At 65.6% G+C, this 24134-nt stretch carries 23 protein-coding genes; 10 read left to right on the forward strand and 13 right to left on the reverse strand.

What is annotated here, in order from left to right:
• Positions 1-7: 7 nt before the first annotated feature.
• Positions 8-901 (forward strand): NAD(P)-dependent oxidoreductase, encoded by an 894-nt coding sequence (locus ACLB6G_RS03675; protein ID WP_410354749.1) that lies wholly within the window; start codon positions 8-10, stop codon positions 899-901.
• Between the two features lie 13 nt (positions 902-914).
• Here the strand turns inward: ACLB6G_RS03675 and ACLB6G_RS03680 are convergent, their stop codons facing one another.
• The 3 genes from ACLB6G_RS03680 to ykgO all read right to left on the reverse strand — a co-directional run bounded on the left by ACLB6G_RS03680 (position 915) and on the right by ykgO (position 2836).
• Entirely contained in the window at positions 915-2009 is a 1095-nt protein-coding gene (locus tag ACLB6G_RS03680) for an alpha/beta fold hydrolase (protein ID WP_410354750.1), read from the reverse strand.
• 46 nt (positions 2010-2055) lie between these two features.
• Complete coding sequence (locus ACLB6G_RS03685; protein WP_410354751.1) at positions 2056-2613, reverse strand: tetratricopeptide repeat protein; 558 nt, start codon at positions 2611-2613, stop codon at positions 2056-2058.
• A 97-nt stretch (positions 2614-2710) separates the two neighbouring features.
• Entirely contained in the window at positions 2711-2836 is a 126-nt protein-coding gene (ykgO, locus tag ACLB6G_RS03690; protein WP_099307297.1) for a type B 50S ribosomal protein L36, read from the reverse strand.
• Between the two features lie 257 nt (positions 2837-3093).
• On the opposite strand from ykgO, the gene ACLB6G_RS03695 reads away from it, so the two are divergent.
• The gene (locus tag ACLB6G_RS03695; RefSeq protein ID WP_410354752.1) at positions 3094-3819 is read left to right on the forward strand and encodes a DUF1013 domain-containing protein; all 726 of its coding nucleotides are present in this window, start codon (positions 3094-3096) and stop codon (positions 3817-3819) included.
• Positions 3820-3880: 61 nt separating this feature from the next.
• Here the strand turns inward: ACLB6G_RS03695 and ACLB6G_RS03700 are convergent, their stop codons facing one another.
• The 4 genes from ACLB6G_RS03700 to ACLB6G_RS03715 all read right to left on the reverse strand — a co-directional run bounded on the left by ACLB6G_RS03700 (position 3881) and on the right by ACLB6G_RS03715 (position 6562).
• Positions 3881-4600, reverse strand: coding sequence for a helix-turn-helix transcriptional regulator (locus ACLB6G_RS03700; RefSeq protein ID WP_410354753.1), 720 nt, complete (start codon positions 4598-4600; stop codon positions 3881-3883).
• A 4-nt stretch (positions 4601-4604) separates the two neighbouring features.
• Positions 4605-5000: a VOC family protein gene (locus ACLB6G_RS03705; protein ID WP_410354754.1), complete on the reverse strand. Its 396-nt coding sequence runs from the start codon at positions 4998-5000 to the stop codon at positions 4605-4607.
• A 114-nt stretch (positions 5001-5114) separates the two neighbouring features.
• Entirely contained in the window at positions 5115-5711 is a 597-nt protein-coding gene (locus ACLB6G_RS03710) for a rhodanese-like domain-containing protein (protein ID WP_410354755.1), read from the reverse strand.
• A gap of 56 nt (positions 5712-5767) precedes the next feature.
• On the reverse strand, positions 5768-6562 hold the full coding sequence (locus ACLB6G_RS03715; RefSeq protein WP_410354756.1) for an SDR family NAD(P)-dependent oxidoreductase: 795 nt from the start codon (positions 6560-6562) through the stop codon (positions 5768-5770).
• A gap of 135 nt (positions 6563-6697) precedes the next feature.
• Here ACLB6G_RS03715 and ACLB6G_RS03720 point away from each other — a divergent pair, with 135 nt between their 5' ends.
• Entirely contained in the window at positions 6698-6859 is a 162-nt protein-coding gene (locus tag ACLB6G_RS03720) for a hypothetical protein (protein WP_410354757.1), read from the forward strand.
• A gap of 10 nt (positions 6860-6869) precedes the next feature.
• Here ACLB6G_RS03720 and ACLB6G_RS03725 read toward each other — a convergent pair whose 3' ends face one another.
• The 5 genes from ACLB6G_RS03725 to ACLB6G_RS03745 all read right to left on the reverse strand — a co-directional run bounded on the left by ACLB6G_RS03725 (position 6870) and on the right by ACLB6G_RS03745 (position 13982).
• Positions 6870-7805, reverse strand: a complete 936-nt coding sequence (locus ACLB6G_RS03725; protein ID WP_410354758.1) for a vacuolar protein sorting family 37 protein — start codon at positions 7803-7805, stop codon at positions 6870-6872.
• A 4-nt stretch (positions 7806-7809) separates the two neighbouring features.
• Positions 7810-8949 carry a hypothetical protein gene (locus ACLB6G_RS03730; protein ID WP_410354759.1) on the reverse strand — a complete coding sequence of 380 codons (1140 nt, stop codon included), beginning with the start codon at positions 8947-8949 and terminating at the stop codon, positions 7810-7812.
• A gap of 84 nt (positions 8950-9033) precedes the next feature.
• Positions 9034-10575 (reverse strand): cryptochrome/photolyase family protein, encoded by a 1542-nt coding sequence (locus ACLB6G_RS03735; protein WP_410354760.1) that lies wholly within the window; start codon positions 10573-10575, stop codon positions 9034-9036.
• A 109-nt stretch (positions 10576-10684) separates the two neighbouring features.
• A complete protein-coding gene (locus ACLB6G_RS03740) occupies positions 10685-12874 on the reverse strand; it encodes an HNH endonuclease domain-containing protein (RefSeq protein WP_410354761.1) in 2190 nt (729 codons plus the stop codon).
• A gap of 226 nt (positions 12875-13100) precedes the next feature.
• A complete protein-coding gene (locus ACLB6G_RS03745) occupies positions 13101-13982 on the reverse strand; it encodes a LysR family transcriptional regulator (RefSeq protein WP_410354762.1) in 882 nt (293 codons plus the stop codon).
• 168 nt (positions 13983-14150) lie between these two features.
• Here ACLB6G_RS03745 and ACLB6G_RS03750 point away from each other — a divergent pair, with 168 nt between their 5' ends.
• Together ACLB6G_RS03750 and ACLB6G_RS03755 are read left to right on the forward strand one after the other, a co-directional pair.
• Positions 14151-15650 (forward strand): CoA-acylating methylmalonate-semialdehyde dehydrogenase, encoded by a 1500-nt coding sequence (locus ACLB6G_RS03750; RefSeq protein WP_410354763.1) that lies wholly within the window; start codon positions 14151-14153, stop codon positions 15648-15650.
• 200 nt (positions 15651-15850) lie between these two features.
• Complete coding sequence (locus ACLB6G_RS03755) at positions 15851-17437, forward strand: serine hydrolase (protein ID WP_410354764.1); 1587 nt, start codon at positions 15851-15853, stop codon at positions 17435-17437.
• Between the two features lie 94 nt (positions 17438-17531).
• Here the strand turns inward: ACLB6G_RS03755 and ACLB6G_RS03760 are convergent, their stop codons facing one another.
• On the reverse strand, positions 17532-18197 hold the full coding sequence (locus tag ACLB6G_RS03760) for a GntR family transcriptional regulator (RefSeq protein WP_410354765.1): 666 nt from the start codon (positions 18195-18197) through the stop codon (positions 17532-17534).
• Positions 18198-18281: 84 nt separating this feature from the next.
• Between ACLB6G_RS03760 and ACLB6G_RS03765 the strand changes: the two genes are divergently transcribed.
• The 5 genes from ACLB6G_RS03765 to livM all read left to right on the forward strand — a co-directional run bounded on the left by ACLB6G_RS03765 (position 18282) and on the right by livM (position 24133).
• A complete protein-coding gene (locus ACLB6G_RS03765) occupies positions 18282-19175 on the forward strand; it encodes a dihydrodipicolinate synthase family protein (protein WP_410354766.1) in 894 nt (297 codons plus the stop codon).
• A 10-nt stretch (positions 19176-19185) separates the two neighbouring features.
• A complete protein-coding gene (locus ACLB6G_RS03770) occupies positions 19186-20433 on the forward strand; it encodes an NAD(P)/FAD-dependent oxidoreductase (protein ID WP_410354767.1) in 1248 nt (415 codons plus the stop codon).
• 9 nt (positions 20434-20442) lie between these two features.
• Positions 20443-21444 carry a 4-hydroxyproline epimerase gene (locus tag ACLB6G_RS03775; protein ID WP_410354768.1) on the forward strand — a complete coding sequence of 334 codons (1002 nt, stop codon included), beginning with the start codon at positions 20443-20445 and terminating at the stop codon, positions 21442-21444.
• 314 nt (positions 21445-21758) lie between these two features.
• On the forward strand, positions 21759-22694 hold the full coding sequence (locus ACLB6G_RS03780; RefSeq protein WP_410354769.1) for an ABC transporter permease subunit: 936 nt from the start codon (positions 21759-21761) through the stop codon (positions 22692-22694).
• Positions 22694-24133, forward strand: coding sequence for a high-affinity branched-chain amino acid ABC transporter permease LivM (gene livM / locus ACLB6G_RS03785; protein ID WP_410354770.1), 1440 nt, complete (start codon positions 22694-22696; stop codon positions 24131-24133). The genes ACLB6G_RS03780 and livM overlap by 1 nt, the downstream gene beginning before the upstream one ends.
• Position 24134 lies beyond the last annotated feature (1 nt).

The raw sequence follows: 24134 nt of genomic DNA on the forward strand, positions 1-24134 counted from the left end.
GAAAGACATGTCCAAACCGGCTATCGGCTTCATCGGCCTGGGACTCATGGGGTCTGCCATGGTCCAGCGGCTCCTGGACAAGGGTTATCACCTCACCGTTCTCGGCCATCGCGACCGCACCGGCGTGGACGCGGCGCTGGCGCGGGGTGCCAAGGAAGCCGGCACGGCGCGCGAACTGGCGGCGGCCAGCGACATCGTCATGCTCTGCGTCGGCACATCGGCGCAGGTGGAAAGCCGGATGCTCAGCGAGGACGGCGTGATCGCCGGGCTGAAGCCGGGAACGACGGTCATCGATTTCGGAACGTCGCTGCCGGCATCCACCCGGATGCTCGGACAAGCGGTGGCCGAGGCCGGGGGCACCTACATGGACGCGCCGCTCGGCCGCACGCCCAGCCATGGCCGCGAGGGCAAGCTCAACATCATGTGCGCCGGCGACCAGGCGGCGTTCAATGCCATCCGCCCGGTGCTCGACGACCTTGGCGAAAACGTGTTTCACCTCGGCGAACTGGGTGCCGGCCACACGATCAAGCTCATCAACAATTTCTATGCCATGACCAGTGCCGCGGCGATGTCGGAAGCCTTCGCCATGGCCGACAAGGCGGGGGTTTCGCGCCAGGCCCTCTACGATGTCCTGTCGGCCGGGCCAAATCACTCGGGCATGATGGATTTCATCAAGGCCTATGCGATCGACGGTGATCCGCAGAAGCTCGCCTTCGCCATGCGCAACGCGCTTAAGGATGTCAGCTATTATGCGCAGATGGCGCAGGAGGCCGGCGGCGTGTCCGTCATGTCGGGCGGTACGAAGCTGCTGCTGCAACTGGCCGAGGGGGCCGGCCATGGCGACCGTCTGGTGCCGGAAATGGTGGATGTCTTCACAGGACTGACCGCCAGGCGGGGCTGAGCGAAGTCCCCGGCTATTGCGCCGGCGCGCCTTCAGGATCGAGATCCGGCGGCGCGCCATCCTTGCAGGCAGCGAAGGGTCCGAAATCCTGGCCGGCAAGCCGGGTTTCCGCGGCGCGGGCCATTTCGCCGATATTGCCGAGCAGGCTTTCCGGCGCGCCGGCCACCGCGCCGATAGCGGCGGCGACCAGTTCCGGCGTGATGTAGTCGGGCTTGTGGCCGAGATTCTTGACCCAGACCAGCCGCGCGCCCGGAATGTCGCGGGCAAGGCCGACCGAATGGATTTCCTCGTAGACGACGGTGTCACTGTCGCCCGAGATGACGATGGTCGGCGCCGTTATGGTCTTGTACCGCGGCGCTGCCTCCAGAACGTGGGGATAGAGCGATTCCACGTCGATGGCGTTCATGCGGAAGTTCGCCGGTCGCAGGACCAGCGGGATGGCCGCATCGCGCAAATAGGTGTCCGGCGCGGGATTGGGCGAGAAGACGCAGGCGGTGCCCATCTTCATGCGCAGCCAGCCGGCCGGAAGGGCGATGAGGTGCGAGAACAGGCGTCCCAGAACCGGGCGGGCGGCTATCGGATAGTACCAGGACGTCTTGCCCCCCGGCCATGGGTGGCTTGCGGCCGACACGAAGACGAGGCCGGCGACCTTGTCGGGACGCTCCAGCGCGAGCGCCGCCGCCACACCGCCGCCGAAGGAATGGCCGACGATGACCGCCGGACCGATGCCCAGTTCATCCATCAGCGCGCCGATGGTGCGGGCCTGGCCCGCGGGCGTGGCGTTTTCAGCCGGGCCGCGCCCGGACCAGCCGTGGCCTGGCCGGTCGAGGAAGAGAAGTTCGGCCTTGCCTTCAAGGCGCGGACGGAGCGGTCCCATGGGGTCCTTGAGGTTGCCGCTTGCGCCATGGATGAAGACCACCGGCGGCAGCGACACGTCGCCGGGTCCCGGCACGTGGACATGATGCATGCGCGTGGCATTGGCCATGACGAAGGCGCCGGCAGGGGGATGGCGGCGCTCGATCACGAACACGCCGATGCGCGTCAGGCCGAACAGGATCGCCGCGAGGGCAAGCAGGAAGGCGAGGGCTGCGGCCGCAAGATTGAGCATGATCCGGTGATGTTCCCTGCGTGCCTGCGCGGCTGCCTGTGCGCGGTCAGATGGGTTCGCCGGCGAGCTGGTCGGCGATCCGTCCGACCGCTTCCTGGGCCTCGCGCATCATGGGATAGATCTCCAGCGTCCTTTCGTAGACGCGCAGGGCGGTCTCGTCACGATCTTCCGCACGAAGGATCGCCGCCATGCCCGTCAGCGCACCGAAATGGCGCGGTTCGAGTTCCAGGACGCGTTCGATATCCGACATCGCCTTGGCATGGTTCTTCATCATGAAGTGGACGGTCGCCCTGCGGTTCCAGCCCTCGGCATAGTCCGGTTCGAGCATGATGACCTGGTCGAGAAGATCGAGCGCGAGGCCGTGATCCTTGCCATCCATCGCGGTTTTCGCCCTTTGCATCAGCAGGTCCACGGTGGCGCTGCCCGATTCGGTGAAGATCGCGGAAATGCGTCCGGCAACCCTGCGGGCGGCAGCGGCATTGGCGGTTCGCTTCAGTTCGGAAAAGAGTGTGTCGAGCCGTTCGCCGCGTGCCGGTTCTTCAGCCGCGATGGCCGGTCCGGCGAGGCAGAACATGATCGGCAGGCAGGCAAAAACGTTTCGCATGGACGAAAGGTTAGTCCCGTCCGGCGAAACGTCAAACCAAAAAAGCGTGAAGTCCCAATCCTCGTGCCGGACGAAGTCCGGGCCGGGGAACGGCGCGTCAGCCCTGGCGGGCCTTGAAGCGCGGATTCTGCTTGTTGATGATGTAGATGCGGCCCTTGCGGCGAACCATGCGGTTGTCGCGGTGACGGCTCTTGAGCGCCTTGAGCGAATTCTTGATCTTCATCGTACTGACCCGTTCTTCCCGGCCCTTGCCAATGAAGGTGGGCCTTACATGACAAGCGCGCCTGCACGGGCGCGCCTCCTCGAAAAAGATGCTGGCTCATAGACGACGCCGCGCGCGGCTGTCAAGCAGGTGCGGGCGGGTTTCCGTTGCACTCGCGCCCAAATGCGACTATACGGATGGCCACTTCCCTTAATAACCGGTGGCTGCGACCACCGCCCGCGACGGGAGACGCGGGCGAAGAAAGAGGATTCCTCATCATGGCCCAGCAATTGCTCATGCCCAAGGCGACCGCTGTCTGGCTGGTCGACAACACGGCCCTTTCCTTCGACCAGATCGCCCATTTCTGCAAGTTGCACCCGCTCGAGGTGAAGGCCATCGCCGATGGCGAGGCGGCGCAGGGGATCAAGGGCCTCGACCCCGTCTCCACCGGCCAGTTGACGCGCGACGAGATCGCCAAGGCCGAAGCGGATGCCGACTACAGGCTGCATCTCCAGGAATCGCGTGTGCGCATTCCCGAAAAGAAGCGCAAGGGCCCGCGCTACACGCCGCTTTCCAAGCGCCAGGACCGGCCGAATGCAATCCTGTGGCTGGTGCGCAATCATCCGGAACTCAAGGATGCGCAGATTTCGCGCCTTGTCGGGACGACCAAGTCGACCATCGAGCAGATCCGCGAGCGCACCCACTGGAATTCGCCCAACCTGCAGCCGATGGACCCGGTCACGCTGGGGCTCTGCTCGCAGATCGATCTCGACATGGAAGTGCAGAAGGCGGCCAAGAACGCCCCGCCGCGTCCAGAGACCGGCGACACGCTGCTGCCCGCCAGCGCCACGGAAAACCTCGACGAGAGCACTTCGGTGTTCGGCGCGCCCTCCTCTTCCGCCCCGGCGGAGGAAGACCAGGAACTGGATGCCGACAAGGTGTTCGCCAAGCTTTCCTCGCTCAAGGGCAGGAAGGACGATGAGGACGAGGACGATTCGTTCTGATCCGGCCAGACGCCGGCTACACGTTCAAGGGCCCGGCGCCAACGCGCCGGGCCTTTTTCATTCAGGGCATCGAGGATGGCAATCCGTCGCGCGGGATGTCGCCGCAGGCTTCCAACTGGCGATAGAAATCGGCCAGTTGCTTGCCCCGTTCCGGCCGGAAACATTCTCCTGTCGGCGTGAGCGCCAGCATCCGGTCAATGCGGAACATCCGGAAATCGCCGCGCAATTCGCACCAGGCGACGAGCGTCCAGACCTTGCCCCAGAACCAGAGGCCAAGCGGGCGCACGGTCCGTTCGCTTTCGTTGCCGGCCTCGTCGCGATAGGCCAGCTTCAACATGGCGCAGGTATCGCAGGCCAGTTCAATCCGATCGATCAGGCCGCGCTCGGCCTCGCCCAGTGTCATGGGCGGGGCATAGATGCGCGGCGCGTTCACCCTGGATGCGCCATCCTCGGGCAGGACGGCGGCGATCTTGACCAGCGCCTCTTCCGCCGCGCGCGCCATGGCGGCGCCGCCCCAGGCCCGCACCATGCGGGCGCCGGCCACCAAGGCGACGATTTCCTCGCGGGTGAACATCAATGGCGGCAGGTCGAAACCGGCGCGCAGGATGTAGCCAACGCCTGCCTCGCCATCCACCGGCACGCCGGAGGCCTGGAGGTCGGCGATATCGCGGTAGATCGTGCGCTCGGAAACCTCAAGCCGCTCGGCCAGCATGCGCGCCGTGACAAGGCGTCCGCCGCGCAGATGCTGGACGATGGCGAACAGGCGATCCGCGCGGCGCATGGCGTCAGGTCTTGAAATTGAAGAAACCGACGGAATTGCCGTCCGGGTCGGTGGCGTAGAAGAACCGGCCGACCGGAATGTCGATCACCGGCGAGACAACCTGGCCGCCAGCGGCCGGAATACGCTCGATGACCGTTTCCAGCGGATCCTGCGCGACCAGATGGATGGTATTGCCGGTCCCCGGCGCGGCGGGCCTGCCGGGATAGAGATGGCCGGAGGCGACCGGATCGTCCATCCGCGTAAAGGCGATCATCGGGTTCGGCCCGGTGTCGTCGCGGCGCATGCTGCAACCAAGCACGCTTTCGTAGAACCGCTGCGCGCGATCGAGATCGGTGACGGGAATTTCGAACCAGCAAACCTGTCCGTTGACCGGGGCGGGCATGGTATCTGTGCCTGACATGGGAAGCTCCTTGAAGACGGTCATGACAAGGGCATATTGCCATACGCCTCCTGACAGCATCCTGTCAGGAGGCAATGGGTATCCGCGCGGCCAGGGCCTCTTTGCCTGCTTCGCCTATTGCCCCGGCATCGCCACGGTCAGTCCGAGCATGCGCCAGCCCTGCATGCCGGCGCGGTAGTAGTAGATCTTTTCGGCCGGAAAGCCGGCCTCGATCATGCGCCGCGCGGCCGTGGGCGATTGCCCGCACCAGGGGCCGTTGCAATAGAGCGCGGCGGACTTGATGTTGTCGCCCTCGCAGATCCAGCCGTCGAAATCCGGTTCGCAGCCCAGTTCGCCAAGCCGGTCCGCGGCTTCCGTGTAGGGGACGTTGACGGCGCCGGGGATGGCGCCGGTGAGGAAATCCGGCCTGACGCGGCCGTCGATCACGACGACATCGGGATCGTTGAGGAACTCGAGCATTTCAAGCTCGCCAATCGGGGTCACGCCTTCGGCGGGAATCATCGGCTGGATGCAGAAATTCGGGCAGGGCCTGGCGATGCGCGCGAATTCGCCCTCGATGACAGCGTCATTGTCCTGGACGCGTGAAATCTCCACCGGCCCATCGGGCGTCGGGACCGTGACGCTCATCAGGTCCGGCGTGATCCCGACCTGTTCGGCGTGGGCGGCTGTCGTGGCGAGCAGCAAGGCTGCCAACAGGAAACGCATCTTCATTCTCACTCCCTTTCCGTTCTGCTGCATCGATGAATCAGGTCGGCCTCCGCCGCGCGTCAGTCCTTCTTCTCCTTCACCGGAACAGTGTAGTTCAGCGGCAGGCGCCCGCCATCGGCATAGATCGTCTGTCCGGTGATGTAGCTGGCCTCGTCGGAGGCAAGGAAGGCAGCGATGGCTGCGATCTCGGAGGGATCGCCCATGCGGCCCAGCGGCGTGCGCGACAGCACCTTGCGGCGCGCCGTCTCGTCGGCGGCCACGGATGCCATCATCTCCGTGGCGATGGAGCCCGGGCCGATCGCGTTGACACGGATGCCATGGGGGGCGAGCGACAGCGCCATGACCTTGGTCAGCTGGTTCATGCCGCCCTTGGAAATGGAATAGGGCACCTGATTCTCGATGGCGAAGACGGCATTGACGGACGACATGTTGACGATGGCGCCCGGCTTGCCGCCATTGCGAACCCGCTCGACCATGTGGCGGGCGACCGCCTGGCCGGTGAGAAAGGCCCCTTTCAGGTTGATCGACAGGACGCGGTCGAAATCCTCTTCCGCCAGATCGAGAAAGGCAGCGGCGTGGATGACGCCGGCATTGTTGACGAGCACGTCGATCTCGCCGAACTGGTCGAGGGCATGGGCGACGAGATTGTGAACGTCGAGGCGCTTGGCCACATCGGTCTTGACGAAACGGGCCTCGCCGCGCGCTGCCAGGTCTTCCAATGCCGCGCGGCCCCGTTCCTGGTCGATGTCGGCAATGACGACGGACATTCCCTCGTCGATGAAGCGTTCGGCAATGGCGCGTCCGATCCCCGTGGCGGCACCGGTGACGATGGCTGTCTTGCCCTGAAGGTTCATGGTCTATCCTCTTTCCTAGAAGCCGCGGACCGTGCGCCAGCCCCTTTCAAAGGTCAAGGCCCGGCCGGCCTTCAGGGTTGACGGTCCGGGTCGAAGGGTGTTCGGTGCGCCGGCCCGTGCGCGAGGAGCCCGTCATTGTCGAAAATCCTGTCCCTCATCATCATCATCATGATGGCCGTGCACCTGATCAAGCCGTTGGGACTGCCGGGGCTGAAGCGGCGCAAGGATTTCTGGAAACTGGCCCTGATCGCCATCGCGGCCATCGTGATCACCGTGGCGATCCGGCCCGGCGGCTGATCCGGCCGGATCAGCGCCGCGTTGCCGACCAGTCGCCGGACGGCATGTCCCAGCTGTTGCCCGCCTTCCAGTTTCCCGTCGCGCCGAGCGGGGTGATGCGCCCGGAAAGGTTGCCGGCATAGGCCATGGGCTTGTCCCATTTGCCGGCGCCGACAAGCCCCTTCAGCGAAGCCGACAGCGCGCCGTCGGGCGTGACCCGGCCGGTGAAGGAACCGTTGACCGGATCGCCCTGGTAGGCACCCGAGACGGTGCCGGTGACCTGGAAGCCGAAGATGCGGAACTCGATGCTGCCCGAGGCGCCGCCGCCAAGACTGCCGGAATAGGTGCCCTCGAATCCTGCCGGTTCCGAGACAGCCTTGTAGGCCGTCAGAAGCGGCTCGAGTCCGTGCAGGCGGTCGCGCATGTCGTGGATGGCCGGGAGGATGGAGCGCTTGTAGTCATCGATGAGGCGTATGCCCTGGTCGGCGGTGCGCAGCTTGTAGAAATCGTCCTTGATGACCTCCATGTTCTTCGACATGGCAATGGAGAAGGGATCGAGTGCGCCGGCGCGCGGGCGCATCCGGTTGATCATCTCGCCGACGATGTCGCGGATGGCCTGCTGGGAATAGCGCGTCCGGTCCTTCTGGAACTTCTGTTGGAGATCATCGAGTTCCTTCCAGATGCGCTTGCGCTCCTCCATCATGGCGGCAAGCTTGTCGCGATAGGCCTGAACCGGGTTCGACGAGACCTGTCCGCCCTGGCGCAGCGTGTTCTTCAGGTCCTCGATGTTCCGTTCGGCAAGCTGGTAGCTGTTGCGCCAGCTTTTTCGCTCCAGCGAGTCCTCCAGCACATTGCCGATGCGGTTGATGACATAGTCCACATTGTCCTGTTGGGCGGCGTTCGCCGCCGGCGCGAAAATCCCTGACGACAGGACGAGGAGGATGAGCGCGCGGGCAAGTCTCAGCATGGCATCAGTCCTTCAGGTAATTGTTCAGGTCGCGCATGACGGCTTCCATGCCGTTGCGCGGCGTGGCCGATGGCGCGCCGGAACCGGACACGGGAGGCAGGTCTTCCGGGTCAGCGCCGGCCAGCGGGCTTGCGCCGGAATCCATGCCGGCCGGCGGCTGTGTGTCCCGTGCGGTCGCAGCCGGCGGTTCGTCGGTGAAGGAAATGCCGGGCGCAGCCTCCGGCTCGGCCGCGTCGCCATCAGGCTGCATGGTTTCGCCTGCCGGTGCGGTGAAATCGAGTTCCTCTTCATCCAGCATGACGCCGCTGCCGTCGCGGGAGACATTCACCATGACATTGTCGCGGGGAATGGCGACCGAGAAGGCCCAGCGGCCATTGGCCTCGAGCATGTCCATCCAGAGGGGAACGAAATAGTCGCGGGTGGCGCCGCGCGGATCGTAGTCGAACTCCATGCCGAAGACCGGATAGGTCCGGTCCTGGCAAAGCGCCAGCCAGAGCAGGCGGTTGGCGCCGGCCTGTTCCAGGACAGCGCGCACGGGATGACGCCACGTGCCCAGTTCGACCATGGTGCAATCCTGGCCGAACCGGTCAGCCAGCCATTGCCGATCGACATCCGGACCCGTGGCCAGACCTGCCTGTTGCGGGGGCATGGCAGGCGCGCCCTCGTCTTGATCCGCTGCCGTCGCCGATGGTGCATCCGCATCGCCATCGAACCGGATGCTGTCCAGTACATCGCGCAGCAGGGCATCGTGCGCGCCGGTCTCTCCCTTGGGGAAGTCCACGGCCAGCACGAGCTGACGGCCATCGTCGCGCGGCTCCAGGAGAACCGCCTTCAACGATTCCTCGGAATAGAAGTCGTAGTGGACGAGCAGGGCGGGGCGGCCTGCCACCGAGATCGTCTCGTGTGACAGGATGTCGGGCGCACCGAGCAGGGGTTCATCGGGCAGCCACCAGTAGACCGAGAGACGGCCGAGACTGTCCGGGCGCACGAAGCCCAGTTCCTGATCCTCGATGCGGGTGAATTCCGCCCACCGGTCCGGCGCCTCGAAACTGACACCGGCAAGCGAATGGACTTCGCCGGCTGCCGCCGGACCGTACAGGGCAAAGGCCAGAAGACCCGCCACCAGCATGCCCCTTAACCTCATGGGTGTCCCTCCTGCCCGTGTTTGCGTCATGGCGAGGCTAGCGTGGCGAGGCCTGTCCGCCTTGATCCTGATCAGTCCGGGGAGTCAAAGGGCCTCCAGGAACATCCGCGCATCCGTTCGGTGGTTCCTTCGCTTTTCATCCGCCATGCGGTCGAGCGTGCGATACATCATGGCCATGCGGGCATTGCCCGCCAGATACCGCCGGTTGCGGTCCAGGAAATCCCAGTAAAGGTAATTGAACGGGCAGGCGTCCGCGCCGGTTTTCTTCTTCACGTCGAAACGGCAGCCGGCGCAATAGTCCGACATGCGGTCGATATAGCTGCCCGAGGCAGCGTAGGGTTTTGACGCGAAGAGGCCGCCATCGGCCCAGAGGATCATGCCGACGACATTGGGCATCTCCACCCACTCATAGGCATCCCAGTAGACGAGGAGATACCATTCCTGCACCGCGCGCGGGTCGAGACCGGCGAGCAGGCAGAAGTTTCCGATCACCATCAGGCGCTGGATGTGATGGGCGTAGGCGTTGGCACGGGTTTCGCCAATCGACTGCGCAAGGCAGTTCATCTCGGTCTCGCCTGTCCAGAAGAAGCCGGGCAGGGGCCGGCGGGCGTCCAGCTTGTTGGAAGACGCATAGGCCGGCATGTTCAGCCAGTAGATGCCGCGCACGAACTCCCGCCAGCCGATGATCTGGCGGATGAAGCCCTCGACGGCGTTGAGCGGCGCATCGCCGGCGTGAAACGCGTCCTCCGCCCTCCGGCAACATTCGCGCGGGTCCAGCAGGCCGCAATTGATCAGCGCCGACAGGTGGGAATGGAAAAGCAGCGGCTCGCCCTGCTTCATGGCGTCCTGGAACGTGCCGAACCGGGGCAGGGCCTCCTTCACGAACCAGTCGAGATAGTGCAGGGCCTGGCGGCGGGTGACCGGATAACTGAAGGGTTCGAGATCGCCGAAATGGTCGCGGAATTCCCTCGCCACGAGATCGAGCACCTCGCGCGTGGTGTCGTCGACCTTGTAGTCCGGACGGACGGGGATGCACACGTCGTCGGGCAGGGGTTCCTGGTTCTGGCTGTCGAAGTTCCATTCCCCGCCTTCCGGCCGGTCGCCGCGCATCAGGAAGCCGCTGGCCTTGCGCATCTCGCGGTAGAAGAATTCCATGCGCAGCGACTTGCGCCCTTCAGCCCAATCACGGAACCGCTCATGGCTGCACAGGAAGCGCGTATCGGGGCGGATTTCCACCTCCGGTCCGAGGGTTTTGGTCCAGTCACGCATCATTTCCAGAAGGCGCCACTCGCCGGGTTCGGTCATGACGACGCGGGCCGCGCCGTGCCGTTCGATCGCGGCCCTGACAGCCGTTTCCAGCGAAGCGCCGTGCGGATCGCCGTAGCGCAGATAGTCGACGGCGATGCCTTTCGCTTCCAGGTCTCCGGCAAAGTGGCGCATGGCTGAGAAAAGAAACGCGATCTTCTTCTTGTGATGCCTCACATAGGTGGCTTCGGCGGCGACTTCCGCCATGATCACGATGTCGCCGTCGCCGATATCCTCCAGGGCCGTCAGCCGGGTGGAAAGCTGGTCGCCGAGCACGAGACGCAGGACGGGTGCGGTTGTCGTTTGCGCGCCACTAACCATGAAACCCCTTTCGCGCTGCAATGGCAGTCGCGGCGATATAGGGTCCGCAAGCCAATCGGCAAAATATCTGTTCCGGTTGGATGCTCTTTCCGGGCGGCGCCGGATCCCGTCAGGGGCGGGGTCCGGCAACCGGAGGCGCGAAGGGCGTGACGTTGCTGCGGCGCTGACGGACGAGACCCGCCGGCGTCACGTCGAGCGCCCTTGCATTGAGACGGCGCAGTCCCTCGGCGGTGACCAGTTCCCAGCGAAACGGATCGTCCGGGTCCGCATGCCGGCCGGCCAGCGAACCGCCTTCCTCCGGCGCGGCGAGGTAGAGACGGCCCTTCGCATTGGCCAGCCGGCGCACGGTGCGCAGGCTGCGCCCGGATTCGCCATCGATCTCCAGCAGGTCGCCGGCGCGCAGGCGCATGACGAGCTTGCCGCCGATCCGCGCCGCTTCCCAGGCCGGCCGCCAGTCCTTGCGCGCCACGTCCGCATGGCTGGCGCCGCAGGCGATCCACTCGCCCGTCTGCAGGGACACGATGTCGAGATGGGCATTGCCGGCAGGGACGATCCATGCAGCACCCCGACGGTTCGGCCGTGCGGTGTCGGAGGGCCGCGCGACCCTGACATGGCGAATGCGGGTCTCGCGCGAGAAGCGCGCCAGGATGTCGACGGGCCTTGTTCCGGGCGGGGCGGCTTCCAGACGAGCGATGACGCTGTGCCGCAACGTCGCGTCCCGGATGCGGCGTGTTTCCGCCAGGGTCAGGGCGGTGACGGGGCGGCGGGTCACGATCAGGGTCGTGCCGTCCACGCTTCCCGCGGCGCCATAGCGCATTTCACGGGTGGCGGGGCCGGCGGTTTCAGCCGCATGGGTGACCGTGGCATTCTCCAGCAGCGGCAGGATTTCAGGCCCGCAAACAGCCCGGGCGCTTGCGACATGCAGCGCCACGAGCGCGTCGAGCGCGTGATTGCGATTGTCAGCCAGGGACTTGGCGAAGAGGGGATGGGGATGCTCGCGTTCCAGCGCGCGCCGCAGCGCGGAGACGGCAAAGGGCGCGGCCCATTCCATGCGCGCTCCGGGCCAACGCGCGGCGATCTCGCCTGTTGCGGACGCGACGAGCCGGGCCATGGCCTTGCGCCGGCAATGTGCGGCTTCGTCCGGTGGTGCGGCCATGCCGGCAAGGCCGGGGTCACGGATGTCCGCGCGTCTGGAATGCGACCGGCCTGCGGGAAATTCACCGGGAAGCCGGTTGCCTTTCTGGCGGTTTGCCTCGGCATGGCAGAGAACGAGGTTTTGTGCAGCCGAATTGCCGCCGCGCGACACCGGTATCACATGGTCGATCTCGTAGGCGCCCGAGAACAGCCGGTTCCGGCTCAGCGCCTTGCCGGACCAGGGGCACAGGGCCTTGCCGCCGGCAGCGCGCTCCTGCCGGTCCATCAGTGCAAGGGCGAGGCGGCGCCTGCGCGTCGGCCGCAGCCCGGCCTTGCGCAGAAGGCTCTTGCCCCAACCCGGCAGCGCCGCCCCTGCAAGCACGCCGTGCTGCGCGGGCGGCGCAAGGGCCTGCTCGATGACGACGGCATCTGGCTTGCCGAAACGGTGTTCAAGCGCGGCCATGCAATGGCGCAAGGCGGCAAGCGCCGGCGCGATCCTGCGCTCGGTCCGTGCGGCTTTCCGGCCCTCTTCGCCCTCATCGAGAAAGGCTGCGCGCAGCTTTTCAAGCAGGTCTTCCGTCAGGATGGCGGGATGAAAACGCTGCTGCATCAACCAGAGCGTCTCCAGTTCCCGAATAACGTGAAACCGGCTGACCTCGGGCACGGCTTCCGAATGCATGCCCAGCCGATTGCGCACCGGCTTGCGGCTGCGCACAGGCCCGGCATGCCGCCGCGCGAGCATTTCCCCGGGGGTCCGTGCGGGCAAGGGTTGCGGGTCCAGGTTTCCGGGGAGCAGGCGGCCACGCCTCTTGTGAAGATGCATCAGCACCCGGCCGAAGGCGTGCAGCGCGATCGCGCGGTCCAGGGCGGCCGCCCGCAAGACATAGGGATCGAGGCCGAACAGACGGTCGCTTTCCCTGCCGGGCGCCGGGAGCAGCCCGGCTTGGCGCAACAGGGCCGCGAAAGCCCTTCGCCGCCGTTTCCGGCGCTTGCGGCAGCGGGCCTGCTTCCGGCGCTTGCCCATGCGCGCCTCCTGCCAGTCCGGCCGGGCGGGCAAGATGCGGGCTCCGGCGAAAAGCGGAACCAGGGTTCCATGTCCGTCCGTGCGCGAGACGGCCATGCCGATGGATCCGGTGCCCAGATCGAACGCGAAACGCAAGACCATGTCCGTATCCTCGCGCATGTGCCACCGTGGACAGCGTCGCGGGTTCGCGAGCCCTGCTCAATGGGGCCAAGACCTACCGGTGCGATCACGCCATTTCGGCTTTTTCCAGCCGGCTCTACTGTTCACGTCCCGGAAAGCGCGTTCCCTCCGGCAACCAGGCGAACGCCGTCACTCGGGGGACAGGCTCCGGTCTGTCCCCTTCGTCGGCCCGGACGGGGACCGGTGTTCAAATGAACGTGGCGCGGGCGTCCTCCACCTGATCCTGGATGAACCTGACCACCGCCTGGATATGGCGGAGCGGCTTGAGCGTCTCGTGATAGACGATCCAGTAGGCGCGGCGGATGAGCGGGAACCCGGCGACAGGGACAAGGTCTTCGTGGCGGCGGGCGAGGAAGGTGTGGAGAATGCCGAGGCCGGCACCGGCGCGTACCGCCTCCATCTGGCCGAGCGCCGAGGAAATCTCGAATGTCGATTGCCAGAATGGCGCGATCTCGGAGGCATAATCGAGCGCCGGGCTTATGACGAGGTCGGGCACATAGCCGACGAGGCGGTGGCCGGCGATGCCGTCGGGACCGGAGGGCAGGCCGTTGGCCGCGGCATATCCGCGCGAGGCGTATAGGCCCAGCGTGTAATCGACAAGCTTGCCGGCGACGAGGCGGCCTTCTTCCGGCCGTTCCATGGTGATGGCGATGTCGGCCTCGCGGCGCCACAGCGAAAAGCTGCGCGGCACGGGCACAAGCTGGATCGTGAGGCCCGGATGAATGGCTGTCAGCCGGCCGAGGCGCGGCGCCAGCCATGCCACGCCGAAACCGTCCGGAGCGCCGATGCGCACTGTGCCCGAGATGCCGCCCGCATCTGGCGCCAGTTCGGCACGCGCGGCGATCATGCCGGCCTCCATCGCCTCGGCGGTGGCGAGGAAACGTACCCCCTCGGGCGTCAGTTCCGTGCCGGTCGTCTGGCGGTCGACCAGCTTCACGCCGAGCGCCTCCTCCAGCGCAGACATGCGGCGCGACACCGTGGCGTGGTTCAGTGCGAGGCGCCGGGCAGCGCCCAGGATCTGGCCGGCGCGGGCCACCGCAAGGAAAATCCGAACGTCATCCCAGTTCAAGACCATCTCCACGATCTGCAATAATGTAATGATGAATCGTATATCCTCTTCAATTTCCGCACAACGGATTTGGAAAGCCGCGCGTTGCGTGCTGCGCGCGCCTTGGCCATGATGCATTCATGGACAGGTCCGGCCGCCGGCCGGAGACAATCGACGGGAGGAAAACCCATGTATTCCATCGGACATTATATCGACGGCGCGAAGGTCGAGGGCGGGAACGGCCGCAAGGCCGACGTCTACAACCCGGCGACGGGCGAAGTGCAGGGCACGGTGGCGCTGGCGTCCAAGGCCGAACTCGATGACGCGGTGGCCCGCGCGGCTGAAGCGCAGAAGGGCTGGGGTGCGACCAATCCGCAGCGCCGCGCCCGGGTGATGATGAAATTCGCCGCGCTGATCAACGAGAACATGGACAAGCTTGCCGAGGCGCTGTCGCGCGAGCATGGCAAGACCCTGCCCGACGCGCGCGGCGACGTGCAGCGAGGGCTTGAGGTGATCGAGGTGTGCATGGGCGCGCCGCACCTGCTCAAGGGCGAATACATCAATGACGGCGGGCCCGGCATCGACCTCTATTCCATGCGCCAGCCGCTCGGCGTCGTGGCCGGCATCACGCCGTTCAACTTCCCGGCCATGATCCCGCTGTGGAAGATGGGACCGGCGCTGGCGGCGGGCAACGCCATGATCCTCAAGCCGTCGGAGCGCTGCCCGACCGTGCCGATGATGCTTGCGGAACTCATCAAGGAAGCCGGCCTTCCGGACGGCGTGCTGCAGGTCGTCAATGGCGACAAGGAAGTGGTCGACGCCATCCTGGACAACGAGACGATCCAGGCCGTCGGCTTCGTCGGTTCCACGCCGATCGCGCAATACATCTATGGCCGCGCCGCCGCCAACGGCAAGCGCGCCCAGTGCTTCGGCGGCGCCAAGAACCACATGATCATCATGCCCGACGCTGACCTGGACAAGGCGGCGGACGCGCTGGTGGGTGCGGGCTACGGCGCGGCCGGCGAACGCTGCATGGCCATTTCCGTGGCGGTGCCGGTGGGCGACAAGACCGCCGACGCGCTGATGGAACGCCTGCTGCCGCGCGTCGAGAAGCTCAAGGTCGGCCCCTATACCGCGGGCGAGGACGTGGACTACGGCCCGCTGGTGACCGGTGCGGCCAAGGAGCGCGTGACCGGACTGATCGCATCCGGCGTGGAGCAGGGCGCCAAGGCGCTGGCCGACGGGCGGAACTTCTCGCTGCAGGGCTACGAGAAGGGTTTCTTCGTCGGACCGACGCTGTTCGACCATGTCACGCCCGACATGGAGATCTACAAGGAAGAGATCTTCGGCCCCGTGCTTTCGACGGTGCGCGCCAAGACCTATGAGGATGCGCTCAAGCTGACCATGGACAACCCCTATGGCAACGGCACGTCGATCTTCACCGCCGATGGCGACACGGCGCGCGATTTCGCCAGCCGCGTCAATGTGGGCATGGTGGGCATCAACTTCCCGATCCCCGTGCCGCTCAGCTATTTCACCTTCGGCGGCTGGAAGAAGTCGGCCTTCGGCGACCTGAACCAGTACGGCCCGGACGCCTTCCGTTTCTACACCAAGACCAAGACGGTGACGGCGCGCTGGTTCTCGGGCATCAAGGAAGGCGGCGAGTTTCACTTCAAGGCGATGGACTGATCGCCGGCGTCTTCAAAAAGGACGGACATTTTCAAAGGGCGGCCCGGCGGGCCGCCTTTTTTCTTGGCGAATACATGACCATGCCAGCAAGGCGGCGTCCGCACGGCGAGTCCGCCTGCCTGCCGGGGCAACAGTTGTTGGATCGCGGCCGGCGGGCTATACTTTCAAACAAGGCCGTCCGCTCCAAGGAGGGACACGCATTGTCGAGGATATTCATCGCTGCCTTTGCGGCCATCTGTTTGCTGACCGTTCCACTTGCCAGTGCCGCCAACCAGCCCCCCGCCATTTCATTGCCGGCAGCGGCGCTGACGGGCGACGTTGCGGCGATCGAGCAACATATCCTTGCAGGATCCGACCTCAACCAGCGCGACGATTTCGGTTCGACGGCGCTGATCATCGCGACGGTGTTCGACAAGCCCGCGGTTGCGGCGGCCCTGCTTGCTGCCGGAGCCGATCCGGCCCTGACCGATGCGCAGGGCTCCAACCCCTTGCATATCGCCGCCTTTCTCGGACGCGAGGAAATCGTTCGGGCCTTGCTTGACGCAGGCGCCGCCCGGTACTTGCGAAGTGCAAGCGGCGCGACCGCCTATGACTATGCAGCGGCACCGCTTCCGGAAGACGAAGAGATCTTCAGCCAGCTTCGCGCTGGCCTTGCGCCGCTCGGATTTCGCCTCGATTCCGGCAAGGTTGCGGCCGCGAAGCCGGAAATCGCACGCATGTTGCGCCCGTCCTCAGATGATCTTTCCGGAATCGACTTCGCGCCGGTCAGTGGCGACGACTTCGCGATCTCCACGCCCGAAGCCGAAGGGCTCGACCCGGTGCTGCTGGCAGAACTGTATCGCGAAGCGGATGCCCTGCCGCGACTCTACAGTGTCCTGGTTCTCAAGAACGGCAAGCTCGTGGCCGAGAAATACTTCAATGAAGGCAGGATCGACGGCGCCACGCTCATCCAGTCAGCCGCAAAGTCGATCTTTTCGGCACTTGTCGGACTGGCGCAGCGCGAAGGCTGCCTGTCCGATCTGGATGCCCCGATCCTGGGATTCCTTCCCGAACTCGCTGGCCAGATCACCGATCCGCGCAAATCGGACATCACCATCCGGCAGGTTCTGCAGATGCGCAGCGGCCTGCCTTGGGAGGAAACCGATCCGGCGCTGTGGAAGCAGTTGATGGCGGGTGACCATCTGGCGCCGTTGCGGGATTTTCCGCTGGTGGCCGATCCGGGCACCCAATTCAATTATTCCAACTTTTCAACCGATCTGCTTGGCGTGATCGTCACCAGGGCCTGTGGCAGCGCGCTGGACGAGTTTGCAGCCGCGCACCTGCTGCAACCGCTGGACGTCCGCTTCGGCAAGTGGGAGCACGGGCAGGATTTTCACTACCCGCTCGTTCACCTGACCCCGCGCACGGCCGCCCGGTTTGCCCAGCTCTATCTCGATGGTGGGCGCTTCATGGGCCGGCAGGTGATCCCTGCGGACTGGGTTTCCGAATCCCTGGCCGATTACTCGAGCGATGCCTGGGTCACGACGCAGCATCTGAGCCATGCCGGCCGGTACCTGCGGGATCTCGGTTATGGCTATCAGTGGTGGCAAGCCTCCGCAGGAAACCATCGGATCAATTTCGCCTGGGGTCACGGGGGGCAATTTTATGGCCTGGTGCATGACCAGAACCTCGTGGTCGTTGTCACCGCCTATCCTGCTTGGCTTGAACATGACAGCGAGAACTGGACGCATGAGCGGGCGCATCTGAACCTCGCGGCGAAGTTCATCTCGTTGCTGGACGGGGAATAGGCTGTCGGCAACATCCAATCGGACGGAACCACGAAATTGCATCGGCAGATCATTTTGGCGGCCCGACATGCCGGATTGCCCGGGCAATGGATCGTTACCGTCCCCTTGCCATCGCCTCCAGCAGCGCCATCAGGCGCAGGGCCTCGTCATGGGCGAGGTCCCCGTCGCGCTCCAGGATGGCGTTGATCAGGTCGAGGTGATGGGCGGCAGCCTCCGCGAGGCTGTCTGGACGCGCGGCGGCAAACCAGAAGCGGCGCGAATGGCTCTGCAGCGGTGCGGCCAGGCGGGCCGCATAGACATTGTCCGCGGCTTGCGCGAGGGCCAGGTCGAAGGCCTTGTCGGCTTCGAGGAAGGCGCGGGTATCACGGTCTGCCACTGCCTTCTGCATGGCCCTTGCTGCGCCGGCGAACCCTTGTGCGGCGGCAGGCGTCAGGTTGTGCGCGGCGGCGCGGGCAAGCACGGCCTCGACGCCGCGGCGCGCTTCCAGCACCTTGTTCCAGTCGCTTTCGACCAGCGGGGCGACGCGGATGCCCGCCCGAGGGCGGATCTCCAGCAGGCCTTCCCAGGCAAGGCGCTGGATGGCCTCGCGCACGGGTGTGCGGCCAAGCGCGACACGGGCGATCAACGCGCCTTCCGTCACATCGCTGCCAGGTTCGAGATCCAGCGTCACCAGCGCTTCTTCCAGAAGGCGATAGGCTGCATCCGCCTGGCTTTCCGGCGCTGGAGGGGGCGTTTCAAGGATGTCATCCGCCTGCGGCATCGCGTTTCCATCAACTGATATATCAGGCTTGACCGCCTGCTTCCGGCTCTGATATATCACATGCAACGATCAGGGAGACAAGATATGTGGCAAGGTGTTTTTCCGGCGGTGACGACCAAGTTCACCGAAACCGATGAACTCGATCACGCAGAAATGGAGCGCTGTTTCGGCCTGCAGATGGAAGCAGGCTGCGACGGCATCATCGTCGGCGGTTCGCTGGGCGAGGGGCCGATGCTCTCGCCGGAGGAAAAGCTGGCGGTCTTCAAGACGGCGAGGGCGGTGGCCGGGGGCAGGCCGGTGCTCATGACGATCAACGAGGCGGGCACGCGCGAGGCCTGCGAAAGGGCCCGCGAGGCGAAGGCCGCCGGGGCGGACGGGCTGATGGTCGTGCCGTCCATGGTCTATCATGCCGACCGCGACGAGGCGGTGGCCGGCCTGCGGGCGGTGGCGGACGCCGGCGACCTGCCGGTGATGATCTATTCCAACCGCATCGCTTACCGTGTCGACGTCTCGGTCGACATGATGGAGGAACTGGCCGATGACTGGCGCTTCGTCGCGGTCAAGGAAAGCTCCGACGACATCCGCCGCTCCACCGACATCATCAACCGTCTGGGCGACCGCTACGATCTCTTCACCGGTGTCGACAACCTGGCCTTCGAGGCGCTGGCCGTGGGCGCCGTCGGCTGGGTGGCCGGACTCGTCACCGCCTTCCCGCGCGAGACCGTTGCCATCTACCAACTCATGAAGCAGGGCCGGCAGGCCGAGGCGCTGGCCATCTACCGCTGGTTCCGGCCGCTGCTCGATCTCGACGTTTCCACCTATCTGGTGCAGAACATCAAGCTGGCGGAGGTCCATGCCATCGGCACGAATGACCGGGTACGCGCGCCGCGCCGGCCGTTGTCGGGCGACCGCCGGGCACAGGTCGAGGCGGTGATCCGCTCGGCGCTGGACAGCCGGCCCGTTCTGCCGGATTTTTGACAGGTTCACCATGACGCAAGGCAAACCCTCCGTCCTCATCGTCGGCGGCGGCATCATCGGCGCCGCGGCCGCCGCGCGTCTGGCGGGCGAGGGCCATGCGGTGACGGTGGTGGACCGCTCCGGCATCTGCGAGGAGACGAGTGCCGGCAACGCGGCGGCCTTCGCCTTTTCCGACCTGCTGCCGCTGGCGCAGAAGGGAATGCTCAGGCAGGTGCCACGCTGGCTGATGGATCCGCTGGGGCCGCTTTCCATCCCGCCGCGCCATTTCCTGCCGGTCCTGCCCTGGCTCCTGCGCTTCCTGGCGGCGGGCCGTCCGGGCCGGTTCGAGGCGGCGCTGTCCGCCCAGGCGCAGTTGATGGAACTGGCGCGCAGCGAATGGGCCGTGCTGACCGCGTTGACCGGAACGGAAGGGCATGTGCGGCGCGACGGCTGCCTTGAACTTTACGACAGCGAAGCCAGCTTCAACGGAGCAAGGGCCGGCTATGCGGCGCGCGAGCGCCAAGGCGTTGCCTTCGAGGTGGTGGACAAGGCGCAACTGGCCGATTTCCAGCCCGGCCTGTCGGATCATTTCGCCAGGGGCGTCTTCGTTCCCGGCTGGATGACCGTGTCCGACCCGCAGTTGTTCGGCAAGGCGCTCTTCTCCTTCGCGCAATCGCGCGGTGCGCATTTCGTCCAGGCCGGCGTCGAGAGCGTGGAGATGGCCCCGGACGGACCGTCCGTCCGCCTTGGCGATGGCAGAAGGCTCACAGCCGATCGCGTCGTCATCGCCGCCGGCGCATGGTCGCACCGGCTTGCCGCGCCGCTTGGCGACCGCATACCGCTGGAGACCGAACGCGGCTACAACACGACGCTTCCGCCCGGTGCCTTCGACCTCAGGCGCCAGCTTGTCTTCTGCGACCACGGCTTTGTCGCCACGCCGCTGGAGACAGGCATCCGCATCGGCGGAGCGGTGGAGCTGGGCGGGCTGAGCCTGCCGCCGGACTATCGCCGCAGCCGCGCCATGCTGGACAAGGCGAAACGCTTCCTGCCCGCGCTGAAGACAGAAGGCGGGCGGGAATGGATGGGCTACCGCCCGTCGCTGCCCGACTCGCTGCCGGTCATCGGCGCGTCGCGCGCCGGTCCCGCCATCGTCCATGCCTTCGGCCATGGACACCTTGGCCTGACGCAGGCGGCGGCGACCGCGCGCCTTGTGCGCGACCTCGTTTGCGGGCAGGCTCCGGCCATCGACCTGTCGCCCTATTCCGCGCAACGGTTCTGAGGACAATCCATGGCGCGCCATTCCTTCTTCTGTATCGACGGACACACCTGCGGAAACCCTGTGCGCCTCGTGGCCGGCGGCGGACCGTTGCTGAAAGGCGCGACCATGATGGAGCGGCGCGCCGATTTCCTGGCCCATCACGACTGGATCCGCACGGGGCTGATGTTCGAACCGCGCGGCCATGACATGATGTCGGGCGCGATCCTCTATCCGCCGACGCGCGACGACTGCGATGTGGGCGTCCTCTATATCGAGACATCGGGCTGCCTGCCGATGTGCGGGCACGGCACGATCGGCACGGTGACCATGGCCGTGGAGCACGGACTGGTGCGGCCAAGGACCCCCGGCGTGCTGATGCTGGACACGCCGGCGGGACCGGTGAAGGCCGAATACAGCATGGACGGCGAATACGTGCGCGAGGTCCGGCTGACCAACGTGCCGGCCTGGCTCCACGCCACCGGCTGGGAGGTGGATTGTCCCGTGCTCGGGCCGCTGACGGTCGATGTCGCCTATGGCGGCAATTTCTACGCCATCGTGGAGCCGCAGGCCAATTTTCGCGACATGGCGGATCATTCGGCGGCGGATTTCATCGCCTGGAGCCCGGTCATCCGGCAGCGGCTCAACGAGGCCTACACGCTGGCCCACCCGGAGAAGCCGGAGATCAACCGTGTGACCCACGTGTTGTGGACAGGCAAGCCGACCGTGACGGGCGCGCATGCGCGCAACGCCGTTTTCTACGGCGACAAGGCGATCGACCGCAGTCCCTGCGGAACCGGAACCTCGGCGCGCATGGCGCAACTGGCGGCGCGCGGTGAACTGAAGCCCGGCGACGATTTCGTGCACGAATCGATCATCGGATCGCTTTTCCATGGCCGGGTGGAGGCGGCGACGGCGGTCGCCGGCCGGCCGGCCATCGTGCCGTCCATCGCGGGCTGGGCGGTGATGACCGGGCTGAACACGATCTTCATCGATGACCGCGACCCGTTCTGCCGGGGCTTTTCGGTTGTCTGACGGTCCGCAGCCGCGACAGTCCGAATCATGCCTTTCTGCAACAAAACGGCATCCAAGGGCCATGTTTTGCAAGAATCAGCAACCGGGCGTGAAAAATAACGGGAAGGATGCAAGGACTTTTCGGAAATCCGGTGCTAGGAATTCGCAAAATGCCGCGGGAAGCGGCGGGGATGAGGGGGTAGCCGCGCAATTCGACGGCTTTGCCAAAGCCGGTTGTGTTGTGGGAGCGAGCCGCTAAGAATAACAAACTGGTCCAGCGCCAGACGGCGCTTCCGGACTGTCCGTCAGAGGCGGCCGGGCAACAGGGGAACGGCATGGAATATTTCGTCCAGCAGCTCATCAACGGGCTGACGCTCGGCTCGATCTACGGGCTGATCGCGATCGGCTACACGATGGTGTACGGCATCATCGGCATGATCAACTTCGCGCATGGCGACATCTTCATGGTGGGCTCGTTCATCGCACTGGCGCTGATCGTTGCCATCGGTCTCACCGCCGCGTCGAGCATCGGCTTCATCATCCTGGCCCTGCTCATCGTGCTGGTCATCTCGATGATCTTCACGGCGGCCTGGGGCTGGACGGTGGAGCGCCTGGCCTACCGGCCGTTGCGCGGCTCGTTCCGGCTGGCGCCGCTGATCACGGCGATCGGCATGTCGATCGTCCTGCAGAACTTCGTGCAGGTGACGCAGGGCGCGCGCGTGAAGCCGCTGCAGCCGATCGTCTCCGGCGGCGTCACCATCATGGAGGGCGTGACGGAAAACGGGCCCATCGTGGTGCAGCTTTCCTACATGCAGATCCTCATCATCGTGCTGACGACGGCGCTGATGATCGGCTTCACCCTGCTGATCACCAAGACGCCGCTGGGCCGTGCGCAACGCGCCTGCGAGCAGGATCAGAAGATGGCCGCGCTGCTCGGGGTCAATGTCGACCGGACGATCTCGCTGACCTTCGTCATGGGCGCCGCGCTGGCCGCGGTGGCCGGTCTCATGTTCCTGCTCCTCTACGGGGTCATCGACTTCTACATCGGCTTCCTGGCCGGCGTAAAAGCCTTCACCGCCGCGGTGCTCGGCGGCATCGGATCGCTGCCCGGGGCCATGCTCGGCGGCCTGCTGATCGGCCTGATCGAGGTGTTCTGGTCAGGCTACTTCACCGTGGAATACAAGGACGTGGCGGCCTTCTCGATCCTGGCGATCGTGCTGATCTTCCTGCCCTCGGGCCTGCTTGGCAAACCGGAAGTGGAGAAGGTCTGATGGTGCACCAGCCAACCGAAACCACCACGCCCGAAGGCGCCCAGCGGCTTGAAGAGGAGCGGCGCGCGGCGCCGGAAATCGTGCCGGCCAAGGATCCCAACTCCATGGCGGAATCCCTGCGCGACGCTTTCCTCGCCGCGCTGCTGACCGGTGTGCTCGGCTTCTTCTTTCTCGGCTTGCGGACCGACATCGCGCCGGGAGGCCTGGTGCTCACCACGCGCTGGGGACTGTTCATCGCGGCCATCGTGATCGTATTCGCGGGCCGCCTCGCGCTCAACATCTTCGTCTTCAAGACGCACAAGCCGGTGACGCGGCGCGTCGCGGCCGCGGCACCGGGCGGCGACACCGCCGAGCGGGTGGCCTGGTGGCTCAAGCGCATCCTGTTCGCCTTCGCGCTCGTGCTGCCTTTCTTCTTCACGACGTTCTTTCCGCAGCAGGACCGCCAGTTCATCGACCTGGCCATCCTGATCATGACCTACATCATGCTCGGCTGGGGCCTGAACATCGTGGTGGGCCTCGCCGGCCTGCTGGATCTCGGCTACGTCGCCTTCTACGCCGTGGGGGCCTATTCGTTCGCGCTGCTGGCGCAGTATTTCGAGTTCGGCTTCTGGATGGCCTTGCCGCTGGCGGGCGTCCTGGCGGCCTTCTGGGGCCTCATCCTCGGCTTCCCGGTGCTCAGGCTGCGCGGCGACTACCTGGCCATCGTGACGCTGGCCTTCGGCGAGATCATCCGTGTCGTGCTGCTCAACTGGTACGAGTTCACCGGCGGCCCGGACGGCATTTCGGGCATTCCCAAGCCGACGCTGTTCGGCCTGGAGTTCAAGCGCGGGGAGGGCGGTTTCGCCGACTTCTTCGGCATCGCCTACGATCCGATCCAGCGCTTCATCTTCCTCTATTACATCATCTTCATCCTGGCGATCATCACCAACCTGGTGACGATGCGGATGCGCAAGATGCCGATCGGGCGTGCCTGGGAAGCGCTGCGCGAGGACGAAATCGCCTGCCGGTCGCTGGGCATCAACACGACCAACACGAAGCTGACGGCGTTCGCGCTCGGCGCCATGTTCGGCGGCTTCGCCGGCTCGTTCTTCGCCACGCGGCAAGGCTTCATCTCGCCGGAAAGCTTCACCTTCCTGGAGTCGGCCATCATCCTGGCCATCGTGGTGCTGGGCGGTCTGGGCTCGCAGATCGGCGTCGTCATCGCCTCGGTGGTCATGATCGGCGGCATCGAACTGCTGCGCAACCTGGGCTTCCTGCAGAACATCTTCGGCGACGGATTCGAGCCGACGCAATACCGCATGCTCATCTTCGGGCTGGCGATGGTGGGCATCATGGTCTGGAAACCGCGCGGACTGATCTCGTCGCGTGAACCATCGGCCGTTCTGAAGGAAAAGAAGAAAATCGGCGCCGACATGGTGGCGCAGGGCGAGGGGCATTGAT

Origin of the sequence: Zhengella sedimenti (assembly GCF_046506625.1) — a bacterium.
In the GTDB taxonomy this organism is placed as follows: Bacteria; Pseudomonadota; Alphaproteobacteria; order Rhizobiales; family Rhizobiaceae; genus Zhengella; species Zhengella sedimenti.

Bases quoted from the DNA above. Each gene is read 5' to 3' on its own strand.
- ACLB6G_RS03760 (WP_410354765.1), bottom strand. From the start codon at position 18,197: ATGCCGCAGGCGGATGACATCCTTGAAACGCCCCCTCCAGCGCCGGAA.
- livM (WP_410354770.1), top strand. From the start codon at position 22,694: ATGGTGCACCAGCCAACCGAAACCACCACGCCCGAAGGCGCCCAGCGG.
- ACLB6G_RS03775 (WP_410354768.1), top strand. From the start codon at position 20,443: ATGGCGCGCCATTCCTTCTTCTGTATCGACGGACACACCTGCGGAAAC.
- ACLB6G_RS03695 (WP_410354752.1), top strand. From the start codon at position 3,094: ATGGCCCAGCAATTGCTCATGCCCAAGGCGACCGCTGTCTGGCTGGTC.
- ACLB6G_RS03730 (WP_410354759.1), bottom strand. From the start codon at position 8,949: ATGAGGTTAAGGGGCATGCTGGTGGCGGGTCTTCTGGCCTTTGCCCTG.
- ACLB6G_RS03770 (WP_410354767.1), top strand. From the start codon at position 19,186: ATGACGCAAGGCAAACCCTCCGTCCTCATCGTCGGCGGCGGCATCATC.
- ACLB6G_RS03740 (WP_410354761.1), bottom strand. From the start codon at position 12,874: ATGGTCTTGCGTTTCGCGTTCGATCTGGGCACCGGATCCATCGGCATG.
- ykgO (WP_099307297.1), bottom strand. From the start codon at position 2,836: ATGAAGATCAAGAATTCGCTCAAGGCGCTCAAGAGCCGTCACCGCGAC.
- ACLB6G_RS03780 (WP_410354769.1), top strand. From the start codon at position 21,759: ATGGAATATTTCGTCCAGCAGCTCATCAACGGGCTGACGCTCGGCTCG.
- ACLB6G_RS03765 (WP_410354766.1), top strand. From the start codon at position 18,282: ATGTGGCAAGGTGTTTTTCCGGCGGTGACGACCAAGTTCACCGAAACC.
- ACLB6G_RS03710 (WP_410354755.1), bottom strand. From the start codon at position 5,711: ATGAAGATGCGTTTCCTGTTGGCAGCCTTGCTGCTCGCCACGACAGCC.
- ACLB6G_RS03680 (WP_410354750.1), bottom strand. From the start codon at position 2,009: ATGCTCAATCTTGCGGCCGCAGCCCTCGCCTTCCTGCTTGCCCTCGCG.
- ACLB6G_RS03750 (WP_410354763.1), top strand. From the start codon at position 14,151: ATGTATTCCATCGGACATTATATCGACGGCGCGAAGGTCGAGGGCGGG.
- ACLB6G_RS03735 (WP_410354760.1), bottom strand. From the start codon at position 10,575: ATGGTTAGTGGCGCGCAAACGACAACCGCACCCGTCCTGCGTCTCGTG.
- ACLB6G_RS03685 (WP_410354751.1), bottom strand. From the start codon at position 2,613: ATGCGAAACGTTTTTGCCTGCCTGCCGATCATGTTCTGCCTCGCCGGA.
- ACLB6G_RS03725 (WP_410354758.1), bottom strand. From the start codon at position 7,805: ATGCTGAGACTTGCCCGCGCGCTCATCCTCCTCGTCCTGTCGTCAGGG.
- ACLB6G_RS03675 (WP_410354749.1), top strand. From the start codon at position 8: ATGTCCAAACCGGCTATCGGCTTCATCGGCCTGGGACTCATGGGGTCT.
- ACLB6G_RS03705 (WP_410354754.1), bottom strand. From the start codon at position 5,000: ATGTCAGGCACAGATACCATGCCCGCCCCGGTCAACGGACAGGTTTGC.
- ACLB6G_RS03700 (WP_410354753.1), bottom strand. From the start codon at position 4,600: ATGCGCCGCGCGGATCGCCTGTTCGCCATCGTCCAGCATCTGCGCGGC.
- ACLB6G_RS03715 (WP_410354756.1), bottom strand. From the start codon at position 6,562: ATGAACCTTCAGGGCAAGACAGCCATCGTCACCGGTGCCGCCACGGGG.